Origin of the sequence: Streptomyces sp. NPDC048442, from assembly GCF_040651475.1 — a bacterium.
Lineage (GTDB): Bacteria > Actinomycetota > Actinomycetes > Streptomycetales > Streptomycetaceae > Streptomyces.
In genome coordinates, this window is sequence record NZ_JBEZKB010000003.1 from 229506 (window position 1) to 245706 (window position 16201).

Consider the following 16201-nt stretch of genomic DNA (forward strand, 5'->3'; position numbering starts at 1 on the left):
TCAGCGCCCGCCGGGCTTCGTCGGCTTGACCGGCTTCGTCGGGAACGTGTTGGTGACCCGCACCCAGACGTCGCCCTTGGCCCGCACCACGCCGTCCGTCGCGCCGCCCGCAGTGGTCGGGTCCGAGTCGCGCACCGTCACCTTCGCGCCGCGCGGCACGCTCGTCTCCTTCGCCGAGCAGATCGACCCCACCGGCACCACGAAGGTCCGGCTGCGGCCGGCCTGGAGAGTGAACTCCTCCTTGAGGAAGGTCTGTTGGGCTCCAGGTGCCGTACACGTCGCGCGGAACACGAACGGGCCGGGGCCGTGGCCCACCACCTGCTTGGCAACCGTGAAGTGGACCTTGGCGGGCGGCGGAGTGGGATCGAAGGTGTTCGTGGCCGTGATCGTGAGCGGCTGCGAGTCCTTGCCGCCGATCGTGACCGCCTTCTCCGGGGTGCCGTGGTCGACCGTGCTCCTGGTCGCCCCGCCGTTGTCCGGCTCCGTCGCCCAGCAACGGGTGCCCCGGGGGAGCGGGAAGCCGAGGTCGTCGACCTCACGCGAACCGGCCGCCGTGAACGTGTAGCGGCGGCGGTCCACCAGGGTCAGCTCCTTGCCGTCCTTGGTGCGCAGGGTGCAGGAGAGCGCGAGGGTGAAGGGGCGGCCGGAAGCGGGGCCGACGACCTTCTTCGCGAGGCGCAGCCTGCCCGTCTCGTACGAGTTCTTCGCGGTGATCGTCACCTTCGGATCGTCCTTCGTGACGACGACCGCACTGCCGTGACTGCCGTGGTCGATGTCGGTGTGGCTCGCGCCGCCGTCGCTCATCTCCTCGGCCCAACAGCGCGCGCCGATGGGCAGTGCACCCGGCACGTTCAGCGTCTCGCCCGCCTCCAGCGTGAACCGCTTGCGGAGGACGAAGGCGACGACCGGGTCACCGTCGGGGCCCTCCGCCTCGCGGATGCAGGTGACGCGGAACTCGTAGTCCTTGGCGTACGGCGCGTCCGCCGGGGCGCCCTCGATCGCCTTGCGGAGGGTGAGGCTGCCGAGGGAGAAGGTGTTGGTGAAGTCCACCGCGACGGTCGGAGTCCCGCCGCCCTCGGTGATCGTCACCGGGCCGACCGGCGCCGGAGTCTCGTCGGCGCCCGCCGGGTCGATCTCCTCCACCATGCACTCCGCGCCCACCGGAATGCCGTCGACCTGGCCCGTGAGGGACGGTGCCCGTGCCGTCACCGTACGTACGACCGCGTCCTTGCGGCCGTTGAAGGAACACAGCACCCGGAAGCGGAACGTCCGGTCGGCGAATGCGGTACCCGGGCCACGGACCTGCTTCACGACCCGCAGCGAGCCGGTCGGGAAGTCGTTGGTGACGGTCAGGCCGGCCGTCCTGCCGGGCACCGAGCCGATGACGGCGACATCGGCGGAGGACGAGTCGGTCGCGGTGACCTCCACCGAAGCGGCGCCCCCCTGGTCCGGCTCGGTCGCCGTGCAGCGGGTGCCCTCCGGAAGGCCGTCGAGCGGGAGCTCGCCGTCACCGTGGAAGGTGAGGTCCTTGGGGAAGCCGGGCAGCGGGCTGCCCCGGAAGCGGCAGGCGACCCGGACCGTGAACGGCCCCTTGCCGAACTCCCCGGCGGCCGGACCTGTCGTCTTCTTACGGACCTTCAGCGCAGCGTCCACATAGGTGTTGGTGATCTCGATGTGCTCGCCGCGCTCGGCGGGGGTGGCCGGGGTGATGATGACGACCTGCGCGTTCTCCTCGCCGAGGTGTTCGCTGCGCAGGCCGTTCGAGTCGGTCTCCCAGACCGCACAGCGTGCTCCGGCGGGCACGCCCACCAGTGCCATCGGGGTGTACGGGGTGAACTCGAAGTCGCCCTCGAGGACGACCTGCGGGGTGCCGCCGGCTGGAGTGACCGTGCAGCGGTACCGGGCCTTGTACGAGCCGACTGCGACGCCCTCCGGCCTGTTCGCCTCGATCTTGTCGACGCGCAGATTGCCGAACCGCATCCCGACGCCCACCTTGGGCGGCTCTGTGGTCGGCAGGTCCTGCTTGCGGCCGTTCTGGATGACGGTCTCGGAGTGCGCGAAGGAGTTCCAGGCGACGGCCGGGTTGCCCGGCTGGTCCAGGTCGACGGGCGACGACATCGGCATCCGGACGAACACCTCGCCGCCGGGCGGCAGTTGGGTCTGGAAGGTGATGCGCATCTCGACGCCGGTGGCCTCGGTGGTGTGGCCCGGCTTCCAGTCGCCCTTGGCACAGTTGCGCCGGGGCGTGGCGATCAGGTCCGAGCAGGGGTTGGTGACAGTGGCGTACCTGGTCTCCAGGGTGCCGGGGCCGGTCAGCTCGGGTGCGCCGGTCAGACGGGGGCGCGGGGTCCACATGGTGTCGCGCTTCTGGTTGCCGAGGAGGACACCGGTGTCCCCCTGGTAGGGGAACACGTCCAGGAGCCGTACCTCGGTGGTCGGGTCGGTGCCGGAGTTGACGGCCCGCAGCAGGTACTCGAAGCGGTCGCCCGGCTGGACGAGGGCGATGCACGGGTACTGGGTGTAGGTGCGGCCCTCGTGCTTGAGGACCGGGCAGGACGGCGAATCCAGCGGTACGTAATTCTTCGTCACCGAGTTGTAGAAGCCGAGCTTCTCGTCGCCCGCGACCCACTTACTGGCCTCGAAGGCCGTGCCGGGCAGGGTGGTGATCTCGGCGCGGGAGGTGCAGAAGCGGCCCTCGCCGTAGTTCGGGTCGTCGGACTTCTCGCCGTCCCGGGGCGAGTTCTGCTTGCACTCCAGGTCCTTGTTGACCTCGGAGCCCGCACCGAACACGTTCTGCACGACCGAGTCGCCCGGCACTCCCGGGGCCAGCTTCACCTGGTACGTGACCTTGATCTCGGCGCCCGGCAGCAGCGCCCAGTCGGGGAAGCGCCACCGGATGTGCGTGACCCGGCCGTCCGGGCCGCGGGTGGGCTCGTACACGGGCTTCGGCGGTGCGGGCGTACCCGCGGGCACCCTGAACGTCACGCGGAACGGCAGCCCGCCGTCACCCGCGTACGTCTCGTCGAGGCGCAGCAGCTCCGGCATCGGGTCGGCCAGGACGAGGGAGTTGACCGGACCGGTGCCGCTGTTGCGGACGGTGAGAGTGAAGGGAGCCGTCTCACCGGGGCCGATGCGCGAGTCGGGGCCCTTCGAGACCTCCAGCCTGCCGCGCCCCTCCTCCACCTTCAGCGTCGCCGTACTGTCCCCGAACGGGAATGTGCCGTCCGGCGGCTGGAGCCGGCTGGAGCCCTCCGCGCCCGCCGTGTCGGAGACGGTCCCGGGGATCGGGGTGCCGGGAGCCGAGCGCAGGTTCTGCCGGGCCGCGACCTTGAAGCAGACGATTTTCGGGCAGGCACCGCGCCGGTCCGGGGCGCCCGGCGTCAGCACGTAACCGCCGCCCGAGTGCGAGAAGGTGAAGCGCAGTCCGCGCACATCGGCCGCGGCCACGCCGCTGGGAAGGCCCGGGGTGGTGGAGGTGGTGTACGTACCGGTGACGTACGTCGGCGTCGTCGTCGTGCAGCCGGTCGTACAGGCGTCGACCCGCACCCGGTCGGCGCCGGGCGGGAAGGTGACGCCGGTGATGCGGACGAAGTCGGCGGCGTCGAAGAAGTCCGCGTCGGCGTCCGTGACGACGAGTTCCCTGAGGTTGATGTTTCCGGTGTTGCGGGCCTCGATGCGTACGTCGGGTTCCTGGCGGGGGACGCCCGGGAGGGTTTTGGCGACCACTGACGGCGTGATCGACTTCTGGATGGAACCGCCGCTCCGGGCGGGCTTGGTGACGTTGCTTTCGCCGGTGCAGACGTCGTCCTTGACGACCCGGCTGCCCGAGGTGATCCGCGCGCAGTTGCGGAAGGTGACGTCGTCGGCGACGCCGTCCCTGCGCTGCACCACCACCTCGACCATGATCCGGCCGTTCGGCGGCAGGCTGCCGTCCGCGAGCCGGGCCCGCACGCCCTTCGCGCGGGTCAGCAGCGCGGTGTCCGCCGCGTCGTACGCCACCCACCGCGCGGCCGCCGGGTCGTACACCTCAAGGAGTACGGGCAGTCCGGACGGCTCGCGGTAGCGCACCCTCAGCTCGGTGAGGCGTACGACGTCGAAGGGGTTTTTGGCGGCGGTCGGGTCGGCAGGGTCGGTGATCGCCGGCTTGTCGAGGGGCGTCGTGCCCGCGTTGGCCAGGTCCAGGGTGAACGTCACCGGGGTGCCCGGCGGGATCTCGGTCTTGTCCGCCGACTTGGAGGTACGGATGTCGTCGCGCGGGTTCTGCGGGCGCAGGCTCGCGCAGGCGGTGCCGGAACCGGAACCCGAGCCGTCGACGGGGTTGGTGGCGGAGACGTCCGCACAGTTGGCGATACCGTCCGCCGCGTCCTGGGCGACGGCCTTGTCATTGAGGACGCCGTGCACGGAGAGTTGACCGATCGCGTTGGGGGCGATGCTGCCGCTGCCCTTGGCGTCGGTGCCGCGGAAGGTGACCGAGAGCTGCTTGGGTGGGCTTCCGGCCGGGCAGCCCGTGCTGGGCAGGCTCTGCCGGCCGGGGGCCGGGGTCAGCTGGAGCGGGGGCGGGGTGGAACCGTCGCGGCAGACCACGGTGAGGGTGCCCGAGGTTGCGCCCGCGGGGAACTCCACCGCCATCTTCGACGCGTCGAACTTGTCGAACTCGCTGACCGCCGTCGCCGAGGGCTCGGTGATGGTCAGGGTCGCGACCGGGAACGACGCCGTGTTGCGGGCGCCGACGACCATGCTGACGGGCGGCTTCGTGCCGATGATCGCGGTGCCGTCCTCCCGGTAGTTCCCGTCCGTGTCGGAGAAGAAGGACTTGGTGCCCTGCACCGTGGCGATGTTCGGGAGGATGTCGTACGTGGCGCAGGCCTCGGGCCCGTTGACCGTCCCGGCCGTGGTGTCGCGGGCGCTCACCGAGGCGCAGTTGCGCACCGTCTGACGAGATGTCGGATTCAGTGGTGCGCCGGTCGCGCGGACGGTGTCGCGCAGCTTCACGCCGAGGGCGACCTGGCCGCCGGTCGCGTCGTACGGCAGCTTCGCCCCGGAAGCGGCGGTGAACTCGAACTTCACGCCCGTGATCCGGTCCGGCGAGATCCCTGGCGGAAGGGCCACCCCGGGCCCGGCACCGACGGGCCCGGCCGTGAACTCGCCCGGTGCACAGGGGGTGCCGGTCGGCTTCGTACACACCAGGACGCGCACCCGGTCCGCTCCGGCGGGGAAGCGGGACACCGGGCCGACGCCCGTCACGTCGAAGTTCTCGTACAGGGCCGGGGTCGTGTCGCCGACCGTCAGCGCGGTGACGTCGGCGGAGGTGGAGGAGCCGTTCCGTGCGCCGAGGGTGAGGGTGGAGGTGCCCCCGGACTGGGCGACGGCCGAGGCGGACGACCACTTCTTGGTGGTGGCGGGCCGTACGACACGCGGGATGCGGACCGTCACGTCCGCGGTGGAGGACTCCGGATCGGCGTTGTCGGCGTCGATGGTCGCCGTGTTCGGAATCTTCGCGCCGTCGGTCAGCGCGGTCTCGGCGGGTACCCGCATCCCGATGGAGACGTCACGGCTGACACCTGCGGGCAGCCCGGCCGATCCGGCGGGCGCGGGTGGGCTCGGGAGCGGCTCGGCGAACCGGATCGTCAGCTTCCGGGTGGCCGGGTCGTACGTCACCGTGCGGGTGTCGGTCGACTTCGGCAGCGAGGTGATGTCGAAGCCGGCCGGCAGCACGTCCTCGACCACCGGGTTGACGCACGCCGTCGTCAGCGACGAGCAGGAGGAGGTCAGTGTGTACGAGAACACGCCCCCGGGCTCGATGGGCATCGCCGCACCGGTGACCCGCTTGGTGATCCCCACCTCGGCCTCCGCGGCCCGCGCGGCGGCCCCGGGCGCCGCGGCGAGGGTGCCCGCCACCGATGACAGCAGCACGGCCGTGGCCAGGCCGCTCCGCATGATCCGTTCCCGCACGATTCCGCTCCTTGGCCGCTTTGGCTCTTTGTGCCATTGCGCCTCAGAGTCACACTCCGTGTCCAGAAAGCTATCCACAAGGAGGGGTGTAAGTATGTTTTGTGCCCGAATAGCCCTAGTGGTCAGCCCTTGGTCGGCCCTCGGCCGGTCGTTGGCCCTCATCGGTGGTTACACTCGGTCACCTTCGTCCGAAGCGCCTCGCCAGCCGTCCCAGCGCACCGCCCGACGAGCGGTGCCAGGCGCGGAAGTCGGTCGCCTGGCTGCCACCGGAGCGGCTCAACTGATCGGTCACCGCCGACACTTCACGGCTCGTCAGATGCTGGAGCGCGGGGCGCAGGACCTCCTCCAGGAGGGTGCTGCGGGTCTCGTCCCACAGGGGGCTTGCGCCGGGGTGCGCGCTCCAGGCGGTGAAGCAGTCGGCGGCGTAGGAGGGCGAGGTGCGCAGCCGGTCCTGGAGCGGAGCCGTGTGGGCCGTCGCGGCGTACGCGCCCAGCAGGTCGGGGTCGCCGGAGCGGGCCAGGGCGGAGAGCTCGCCCAGCGGGCGCTGCTCGGAGAGCAGGTCGCGGGCGAGGAGCCCGAACACCCGCTGGAGCACCGGGGGTTCGACCGGCTGGGCCGCCGAGCGCAGCGTGAGTGCGGTGGCCACCGGGCCCGCCCCCGCACGCCCTTCCGCCAGCGACTCGGCGAACTCCAGCAGCCGCAGGGCGCCCAGCTGCCGGGCGTCGATCTCGTGCGGGAAACAGCGGATCAGGTCGGCGGCGAGCGGTGTGACGTCCGGGTCGTCTGCCGGGCCTTCGAGGGCGGCCCGGATCAGCTCCGGGTACGTGCCCGCCGTACGGTGCGCGTCCGAGCCCGTCTCGCCCAGGATCCAGCGGGCCTCCTGAGGGGTGGGCAGGAGCTCGCCGGGCCAGACCAGCCGGAAGCCGGTGCGCAGGACGAGCGGCTCGATCATGGGGGACACCCCGGCTGCGCGCAGCACGGTGTGCAGGGTGGAGTCACGGTCCCCCGTGCCTGACCCCGGCTCGGCGCCCGGCTCCGGGTAAGCCGCGCACATCCGCAGATGCGGCAGGCCCTCCGGTGTCCCGATCATCAGGTCCGCCGTGTGCAGGAGACGTACGAGCGAGAACGGATTGTCCGGCGCCAACTCGTCGAGCTGTACGAGGAGTTGGGCATGCAGTGCCGAGTGCCTGCTGAGGGCTTCGCGGACGGCCGCGCCGCGGGCCCGGTCCGGGTCGGCGAGCAGTTCGTGCGCCAGCCGGCGGGCCAGCTCGGGGACGGCGGCCGGATCGTCGTCCTCGGAGGCGAGGAGCGCGGACAGCGGGGCCGTCGCCTCGGCGGGCACCTTGCCGTCGATGCGCTCGGCGAGCTGCTCCAGCGCGTCCAGTTCGCTGTCGGGGCGGGAACCGGGGACGGGTGCGCAGAGCGCGCCGAGCAGGGCGGGCCAGTCCCCCGCGGACAGTGCGTCGGCGTGCTCCCGGGCCCAGGTGGCGGCTGCCGTACGCCCCAGGGAATCGAGCGGAACCCCGGCGCCGAGTGCGGTCGCGGCAAGTGGGCCCGCCTCGAACTCTCCGTCGTAGAGGGAGGGTTGGGCGGCGGCCCGCTTGAAGAGCTCGGGCCGCCCGGCCAGCCAGACCTGCGCGGCGACGGCGGCCCAGGGGTCGCTGCTGCGGGAGTCGGCTGTGGTCCGGACCGGTGAGGTACCGAGCTCCGCTCCCGTCCCGGATTCCGTGCCGACGCGCGGCGTGGCCCCGGTGTCCGGGCCCTCCCCGGGCCAGGCCCACGGCGGCGGTTCCGGCGCATCGACCGACGCCGCCTCGGCGCCGTCCTCCGCCGAGGGCTGTGACCAGGCGTCTGTCTCCGCCGAGGGCTGTGACCAGGCGTCCGTGTCCGACTCCGCCGTCCCGTCCCGCCCTTCGCCGTGCACCCGGAACCCCGCCGCCGGGAACACCACGTCGGGCGACGTCCCGACGATCTGCTGGAGCGCGTGCTCCGGGCGTTCCGCGTACGTGGTGAACGTCAGACCGTGCGCGTGCTCGCGCGGCAGCGCCGCACCCAGGACCGCCACCCAGCGCGCGATGTCCGCCGGCTCCTCCTCGACCAGCACCACCGGCTCCGCCCCCGGGTCCTCGCAGAGGCGGCGTACGTCCGCCAGTACGCCCGCCAGGCGTGGCCCGCGCCCGGTGGCGAAGTCCGCCAGGCCGTCCCGGTCGAAGAAGCCCGTGGCGGGGGTCAGCAGTTCCAGCGGTGCGGGAGAACTGCCGGGGGCGGGCGCGAGAGGGGCCCAGCGCGGCGAGTCCCACGCGGTGACGGGCAGCGCGCCGCCCGGCAGCCGTTCCCCGGCGGGCAGGTGCACGGCGTGAGTGTGCGCGGCGCCTGTCTCCGGGTCGGTCGTCGTACGGCTCAACAGGCGGCTGCCGTCGGAGAGTTGGGTCAAGGAGAACGCGGAGGCGGGGAACGCGGCCAGTACCTCCTCCGCCTCGTCGAGGAGCGTACGGGGAACTTCGGGGCTGACCGCCGTGAACCCGGCGGCCGAGGTGTAGTGAAGCTGGGCCAGGCTCATGCGGTCGCTCGCTCCCTTGGTGCGGTGGGTGGGACGACAGGGACGGAAGTGGCTGGCGTACCTCCAAGATCACTTTTCCCTGCGACGGACCCATACCAGCAGATCCCCGGGCTGCGTGCTGCGCTTTGCGGGATATTCATGCCCGTAAGGAGGGTGTCGCATCCTGAGGCCTTCGCCGTGATGCGCGTCACCCTCCGGGTGCCCCGGGCCGGGCATGCACGATCATGACCGGAATGGACGCTCGTTTTCTTGGCATCGCTGATCTGACCCAAGTCCCGTCCGTGGCGGTCGTCGTGGACGTCATGCGGGCTTTCACCGTGGCTGCCTGGGCCTTCGCTCAGGGTGCGGAGAAGATCGTTCTTGCTGAGTCGCTGGACGAAGCCCTGGCGCTCAAGGCTTCCCACCCGGAGTGGGCGGCGCTCAAGGACGGTCCGCCCGCGCCCGGGTTCGACATGGTCAACTCGCCGGGCCTGCTGCGGTCCTTCGACCTCGGCGGGCGGACAGTGGTGCAGAAGACCACGGCAGGCACGGTCGGCGCCCTCGCGGTCAAGGAGGCTTTACTGGTGCTGTGCGCCGGCTTCGTGGTGGCGGAGGCAACGGCCCGGCTCCTGAGGGCCCGCGAGAGTGACAGCGTCACGTTCGTGGTCACCGGCGAAGAGGGGCAGGCCGAGGAAGATCTGGCGTGCGCCCAGTACATCGCCCGGAGAGTCGCAGGGGCCGGGACGGATGCTGCTGAGTTCCTCCGCCGCGCTGCCGGGTCGCGCGCCGCCGCCGAGCTGGCGGAAGGGGTGCGACAAGGAGTCCATCCCGATGACGTCGCGCTCTGTCTTGAAGTCGACCGGTTCCCCTTTGCCATGGTGGCGTCCTTGGAGGACTCGCTCATGGTCCTGCGTCCGTGCTTCGATGCCGGCGCGGGGGATGCCGGTGCTGGGGAAGCCCGCGCGGGGGGTGCCGGTGCGGGGGAAGGCTGACGCCGCGCGCGGCCGCCGCCGGGGTCCGCTGCTCGTCGAGCGGCGGTACGGCCGATTCGGCCGTACCGCCCTGGTACGTACGACTGGTGCGTACGGCCTGGTGAGCCGTACGCACCGGGTCAGGCCGCGCCGCGGCGGCCCGCCTTGAACGCGTGGGACTTCGCCGCGCCGACGACCAGCAGTGCCACGACGCCCAGCGCCAGCAGCACCCACGGGAAGGTGCCCGCACCCGAGGACTCCAGGAGCAGACCGCCGACCAGGCCGCCGCCGGCGACCGCCAGGTTGAAGATCGTCACCAGCATCGACTGGGCGACGTCCGCCCCGTCACCGGCCGCGTCCGCGATGGCGGTCTGCAGCAGCGTGGGCGCGCCACCGAAGGTCAGGCCCCAGGCGACGACCCCGATGACGACGGCGACGGGGGAGTTCTGGCCGATGCCGAGGATCAGCGCGGCGGCGGCGAACCCGCCGAGGCTGGCCAGTGTCAGCACCCGCAGCTTGCGGTCCACGAACAGCCCGGTGAACCAGATGCCCGCGATCGCGGTCGCGCCGAAGACCAGCAGCATCACGTCGACGCGCTCGCCGAGACCGGCCTTCGCCATGAACGGGGCGATGTAGGTGTAGAGGATGTTGTGCGCCAGGATCCACAGGAAGATCACCGCGAGGATCGGGCGGATGCCCGGGGTGAGGAAGATCTTCCGGATCGGCAGGCGCTGTTCGGCGGCCTGGCCGGGGAAGTTCGGGACGAGGGTCCGGACCCAGACGACCAGCAGCAGGGCCACCGCCGACATGATCCAGAACACGCCCTGCCAGCCGAACAGCGAGCCGAGCAGGGTGCCCAGCGGTACGCCGAAGGTCAGCGCGATCGGCTGGCCGACGCCGACGACGGCCAGTGCCCGGCCCTGCAGGTGCTCGGGCACCAGGCGCCGTGAGTAGCCCGCGAGCAGGCCCCAGATGACGCCGGACGCCATGCCCGCGACGAAGCGCGCGCCGAGGGTGAGCGCGTAGTTGGTGGAGAGCGCGGTGACGGTGTTGAAGACGAAGAGCGATCCCACCGCGTAGAGGAGGAGTGGGCGGCGGGACATGGCGCGGGTCGCGGCGATCACCGGGATCGCGGCGACGACGGAGCCGATCGCGTACAGGGTGACGAGCTGGCCCGCGAGGCCCTCCGAAACGCCCAGGCCCTTGCTGATCTGCGGGAGCAGACCGGCCGGCATGGTCTCGGTCATGATCGCGAGGAAGCCCGCGGCGGTGAACGCGAGGAGCTTCAGGATGGGGAGCCGCTCCTTGGCGGGCGGCGGCTCGGCGGCGGTGAGCAGGGGGGCGTCGTTGCGGCCGGTGCCGGTGCCGGTGCCGGGGGCGCCGGTGCCGGGAGTGCTGGTATCGGGGGCGCCGGTGTCGGGGGTGCTGGCGGTGCTGGTCACGAGGGTCTCCAGTTCGCCGCGGGCGGCCGGTCCCGGGGGACGGCCGCGCCGCGGCTCGGCGGGGTGGGGCGGGTGAGCGGAAGGGGTGGGCCGGACTCAGTGCTCGGAGAGCAGGGAGCCGTGTCCGTGGACGTGGTCCGTGATGCCGAGGCGGCGCAGGGCGTGCCAGTAGAGGACGGTGTTGTTGGAGATGACCGGCTTGCCGAGCCAGGTCTCGGCGACCGCGGCGAGGCGCGTCATCGCGACGTTCGTGCCGACCTGGACGATGGCGTCGACGTCCGGCCCGTCGATCTCCCGCACGGTGTCCCGGAGTTGGGCCTCGGACACGTGCGAGATCTTCGCCGGGCTGGACACGCCGAGCCCCTGGATGCGGACGACGTCGTAGCCGCTGTCCTTGAAGAACCGGCTGACCGAGTCGTCGCCGACGGGCAGATACGGGGTGATCACCGCGACGCGGCGTGCCTCGTAGGTGTCGAGCGCGGCCTTGATGGCGTCGGGGCTCATGATCACGGGGAGGCCGTTGGCCGCCTCGCCGAGGGAGGCGAGGACCCGGGCGTGCGAGTCGGGGCCGTCCCAGTAGCTCTCGGGGGAGACGCCGATGATCACGCCGTCGGGGTTGCAGCTCACGACGCTCTCGATCGCCGGGACGGTGGACCTGCGGATGCTGTGCATCACGTGGTCAAAGCCCGGCTCGTCGACCATCGAGTCGTCGCCGATCAGCATCCGTCCGGTGTGGTTGGTGACCTGGTGCGGGCGGAGGGACTCCATTTCGGGCTGGGCGGAGGTGTTGGTGGAGGGGAGGACGACGCCGACCTTCAGTCGGGGGCCTAGGGAGTCGGTCATGGGGTGGGGCCTTTCGTACGGGGCGGGGCGGGGCTTTTCGGGGTGGGGCGGGCCTTCGGGGTGGGGCGGGGGCGAGGGGTGGGCGGAACAGGGGGTGCGGCTCCGCGCGGGGGCCGCCCCTGTGCCCACCCGTTCCGCCCCCAGGGGCGGGCGGCCTGATGCACCACAGGGGGCGGGGCGGCCTGCTGCCCGCAGGGCGGGTCAGTCGGTGCGGTAGGTGGGGGGTTTGAGGAGGTGGGATTCCTGGCCGGTGATGCGGGTGGCGACTATTTGGGTGGCCCAGTCCTCGGCCGGGATCGGGTGCAGGGCGATCGAGACGGCTCCCTCGTAGGTGCCGAAGTGCTCGACGACGACCGCCGTCAGGTCCTTGGCCAGCCGTTCCCTCTGGACGTCGGTGAGGTCGGCCGGGTAGTGGCTCAGGTCGATGTGGGGCATGGACTGCTCCAATTACCTTGTGGAAGTGGTCAGTTGGTGAGCAGTCGGGCGCGTACGGCGGTGACCAGCTCGCCGATTCCGTGCTGCTTGAGTACGTCGTAGTGGTCGCCCGCCAGGTCGATGACCGTCGCGGGGGCCGCGGAGTAGCCCGTGGCGTCCTCGATGAAGGAGTAGTCGTCACCGCTGGCCTTGAAGACGGTCACCGGAGCAAGCAGTTGACGCTCGGTCAGCTCGCGGAAGTGGTAGTCGAACTCATACGTCTCGGCGACGATCCGGGTGATCCGGCGGATCAACTCCTCGCCGAGGGTGGGTATTCGGCTGTGCACGAACCTCACGAAGCTGTCCTCGTCGTGCGTCGCCGCCAGGCAGTCACTGACCTCCGGGCCGGTGATCGACCCGGCGAAGACCGAGTGCAGGATCGTCACGTAGGCCGGGTTCGTGTACGAGGACTCCCGTCCGTGCTTCTCGCCCTCGGCGGCGCGCACCTTCGGGTTGCCGGGGCAGATCAGCAGCAGGTCCGACACCTTCTGGCCCGCCTGTTCCAGCTGCCAGGCCGCCTCGAAGGCGACGCGGGCCCCGAAGGAGTAGCCCCAGAGGAGATACGGGCCCTCGGGCTGGACGCGGCGGATCTCGGCGACGTCGGCGGCGGCCATCTCCTGCACGGTCGGGTACGGGGTCTCGCCCGCGTTGATGCCGTGCGCCTGGATTCCGTAGAACGGCCTGCCGAGTCCGGACTCCCGGCCGAGCAGCCGGAGGTTCATCGGGTAGCCGCCGAGGCCGGGCCAGCAGAACACCGGGGGAGTCGGGGACGCCGGGGACTTCGTAGCGCCCCCGCCCCCGCCCTCGCCACTGTCGCCGCCGCTGTCGCCGCCGCCGTCGTACAGGCGGATGAGCCGCGAGGACGTGGTGGCCGAAGTGCCCTCCGCGGTGACCGCGTCCTCGATGCGCGCCGCCAGGGCGACCAACTTCGGTGCCTCGAAGATGACTTGGAGCGGCAGCGCGATGTCGAACGCCCGGTTGATCCGGTTGACGAGTGCGACCGCGATCAGCGAGTTGCCGCCGGCCGTGAAGAAGTCGTCCGCCGTCGAGGGGTCCTCGTACTTCAGCGCCTTGCCCCACGCCTCGGCGAGCCACGTCTCGTGGGCGGTCGCCGGGGCGACGTACGGGGCGTCCCGGCCCGCCGCGCGCACCGTCTCGTCGGCGGCGAGCGCCTTGGCGTCGACCTTGCCGTTCGCGGTGAGCGGCAGGCTGTCGAGGACCAGCACCCGGTTGGGGATCATGTAGTCGGGCAGCAGGGTCGCCAGCTCGTCCTTGATGATCTCGGCGGGGCCCTTGGAGTGCACCGAGTCCTCGTACATGCCCTCGCTGCGGATCTGCTCCTCGCTGACCCTGCCGCCGAGGAAGAAGTACGAGGGCCCCCTCGGGATGTTCCGAGCACCGAGGATCTCGTCGATGCGGCGCGAGGCGGGCAGCGGGTTGCCGGACTCGGAGCTGTAGCCCGCGGACATGAAGCCGAGGGAGAGCCCGTTGCGCTGGAGGTGGTGGAGCTTCGTGCCCATGGCGATGTACGAGAGCCAGGGCTCGGCGGCGCGGCTGACGACGGTGATGCCGAACGAGGCCCGGTCGTACACGCCCTGGTTGATGGCGATGACGTGCTTGCGGTGCACGAGGCCGTCGGAGAACCGCACCAACTCGCCCTCTGCGTAACGATAATGACCGCCCGTCAGACCGCGGACAAGTCCGGGATGTGCCTGTACGTAGAGCTCGGTCGGGTCGGCGGCGGGCGCGTTGTCGTGCCGGATGATCTCGAAGGTGCCCAGGTAGTGGTCCTCCTCGGGGGCGCCGAGCAGGTCCCGTACCGCAGGCCGGTGGCCGACGGGCCGTACGGTCAGCCCGTACTCCGGCAGCACCTCTTCGAAGACGCCCAGCATGTGGCCGGTCTCGAACTCCAGGACCTCGCGAATGTTGTTGGCGTAGACCGGCTGGATCGCACTGTCCTTGCCCAGGAAGTGCAGCCGGAGCGAGGCCGGGCCGCCGTCCTGCGGGAAGAGGTCGGACGGCGGTGCGATCCGCACCAGGGTGTGGTCGACGGGGTGGTGGTAGTACACGCCGTCCTCGATGCCCGCGAGGCCGGTGGCCTCCAGGTAGAGCTGGGTCGCGTACAGCGCGCCGGGGGAGGCGTACGCGTACTTCGGCAGCAGCCGATCCTCGCTCCGGAACGGGCCGAACCACCGTAGGATCTCGCCCAGTTGGGTGTACGTCAGCTCGGCCAGGTCACGTCCCTCGGTGTCCGGGCTCCGGACGGCCAGCAGGTTCAGCAGGTCCTCCCCGCTCACCTCGCCGCCGTCGTAGAAGCGGTACGTCTTGCGGGCGAAGGTCTCCCTGCGCTGGCGCTCGGTGCCGTCGCGGCCCGGCAGCTCCAGCACGGGCCGGCCGAGCAGGTCCACGGCGTCGCGCACCCCGGCGTGCGAGAGCTGCGCCTTGACCTGGAGCTTGCTGGCCTTGGACTGGTGGTGGCCGCCGTGGTTGCCCTGGTCCATCAGGGCGGCCTCGCGCGGGTTCAGCTCGACGACGGCCACCAGGTTCTGGAAGCCGGTGCGGCCGTCGTCGGTGACCACGGCCGCCGCCCGGCGGACCCAGGTGTGCTCCTCGACGGCGAGTGCGATCTCGTCCAACTCGATGCGGTAGCCCCGCAGTTTGACCTGGTTGTCGGCCCGGCCGAGGCAGGTGATGGTGCCGTCCGGGTTCCAGTGGGCGAGGTCGCCGGTGCGGTAGAGGCGCTCGGTGGGGACGAAGGGCGAGGGGACGAAGCGTTCCTCGGTGAGGTCGGGGCGGTGCAGGTAGCCGCGCGCCAACTGGACGCCGCCTATGTAGAGTTCGCCGGTCGTACCGATGCCGACCGGGCGGCGCTCCTCGTCGAGGATGAAGCACTGGGTGTTGTCGACGGGCACCCCGATCGGGACGGACCCGTTTCCGGCCGTGCTGTCGGACGCGTCGTCCAGGGCGTCGGGGTGGACCAGGCAGGTCGTCGCGTTGATGGTGGTTTCGGTGGGCCCGTACAGATTGACCAGCGAGGTGCCGGGCAGCTCGGCCAGCAGTGCGCGCGCGAGCCGCCGCGAGAGTGCCTCGCCGCCGGAGAACACCCGGCGCAGCGACCGGCAGGAGCCGAACTGCTCGGTGTCCAGAAGGGCTTGGAGGAGAGTGGGCACGCCCTGAAGAGTCGTCACCCCGTACCGGTTGACCGCCGTGATCAGTGCCTCGGGGTCCCGGTAACTGCCCGGCGGGGCGACGACGACCCTTGCGCCGGTGGCGGGCGCCAGGATCTCCCACTGTGCGGCGTCGAAGCTCATCGGGGTCTTCTGCAACACCGTTACATGGCTGCCCAGGTGACCGAAGGTGTGCATCCAGCGCAGCTGTGAGGTGATGCTGCGGTGCTCGATCATCACGCCCTTCGGGCGGCCGGTGCTGCCCGAGGTGTAGATGACGTACGCGAGTGAGTCCGGCCGGGGGCCGGGCACCGTCACGCCCGCCCGCTGCGTCCGTGCGGCGGCGGTGCTCACCGTGCAGTGGTGCACATCGGCCGCCGGGACCTCGGCGGCCTCGTCGGGCGTGACGATGCGGGTGCCCTGCGGGACGAGGGCGGCGAGCCGCTCCCGCAGGTGCTCCTGGGTGACGACGACATTCGTACGGCTGTTCTCGATCATGTACCGCAGCCGGTCCTCCGGGTACTCCGGAGAGAGCGGCAGATAGGCCGCCCCGGCGAACAGGACGCCCCAGGCCCCGACCATCAGGTCGAGCGAGGGCTCCGTGAAGAGTCCGACGCAGTCGTCGGTGCCCACCCCCATCAGGTGCAGCTTCGCGGCCAGTCGGCCGCTCGCCAGACCCAATTCACGGTAGGTGAAGTGCTGTTCCCCGCTGACGACGGCCACTGCTTCGGGCCGCGCCGCGATCTGTTGCTCCAGGAGGCCGGGAAGGCAGGCGGCATGCTCCTGGTGGAGATCGCGTGCGGCACGCGCAGG

At 71.4% G+C, this 16201-nt stretch carries 7 protein-coding genes; 1 reads left to right on the plus strand and 6 read right to left on the minus strand.

Annotated elements, in window-relative coordinates:
• A complete protein-coding gene (locus AB0D18_RS06985) occupies positions 1-5952 on the minus strand; it encodes a DUF5979 domain-containing protein (protein ID WP_362413746.1) in 5952 nt (1983 codons plus the stop codon).
• A gap of 178 nt (positions 5953-6130) precedes the next feature.
• Positions 6131-8512 (minus strand): GTPase-associated protein 1-related protein, encoded by a 2382-nt coding sequence (locus AB0D18_RS06990; protein ID WP_362413748.1) that lies wholly within the window; start codon positions 8510-8512, stop codon positions 6131-6133.
• 233 nt (positions 8513-8745) lie between these two features.
• Between AB0D18_RS06990 and AB0D18_RS06995 the strand changes: the two genes are divergently transcribed.
• Positions 8746-9483 carry a 2-phosphosulfolactate phosphatase gene (locus AB0D18_RS06995; protein ID WP_362413750.1) on the plus strand — a complete coding sequence of 246 codons (738 nt, stop codon included), beginning with the start codon at positions 8746-8748 and terminating at the stop codon, positions 9481-9483.
• Between the two features lie 119 nt (positions 9484-9602).
• On the opposite strand, the gene AB0D18_RS07000 is transcribed toward AB0D18_RS06995, so the two are convergent.
• The 4 genes from AB0D18_RS07000 to AB0D18_RS07015 form a co-directional block, all read right to left on the minus strand.
• Positions 9603-10904, minus strand: coding sequence for an MFS transporter (locus tag AB0D18_RS07000; RefSeq protein ID WP_362413752.1), 1302 nt, complete (start codon positions 10902-10904; stop codon positions 9603-9605).
• A 96-nt stretch (positions 10905-11000) separates the two neighbouring features.
• A complete protein-coding gene (locus AB0D18_RS07005; protein WP_362413754.1) occupies positions 11001-11747 on the minus strand; it encodes an arylmalonate decarboxylase in 747 nt (248 codons plus the stop codon).
• A 201-nt stretch (positions 11748-11948) separates the two neighbouring features.
• Positions 11949-12182, minus strand: a complete 234-nt coding sequence (locus tag AB0D18_RS07010; protein WP_362413756.1) for a tautomerase family protein — start codon at positions 12180-12182, stop codon at positions 11949-11951.
• A 29-nt stretch (positions 12183-12211) separates the two neighbouring features.
• Positions 12212-16132, minus strand: coding sequence for an amino acid adenylation domain-containing protein (locus AB0D18_RS07015; RefSeq protein WP_362414074.1), 3921 nt, complete (start codon positions 16130-16132; stop codon positions 12212-12214).
• Positions 16133-16201 lie beyond the last annotated feature (69 nt).

What these genes read in the sequence shown, in the direction of transcription:
- AB0D18_RS06990 (WP_362413748.1), bottom strand. Translation starts at nt 8,512, where the DNA reads ATGAGCCTGGCCCAGCTTCACTACACCTCGGCCGCCGGGTTCACGGCG.
- AB0D18_RS06995 (WP_362413750.1), top strand. Translation starts at nt 8,746, where the DNA reads ATGGACGCTCGTTTTCTTGGCATCGCTGATCTGACCCAAGTCCCGTCC.
- AB0D18_RS07005 (WP_362413754.1), bottom strand. Translation starts at nt 11,747, where the DNA reads ATGACCGACTCCCTAGGCCCCCGACTGAAGGTCGGCGTCGTCCTCCCC.
- AB0D18_RS07010 (WP_362413756.1), bottom strand. Translation starts at nt 12,182, where the DNA reads ATGCCCCACATCGACCTGAGCCACTACCCGGCCGACCTCACCGACGTC.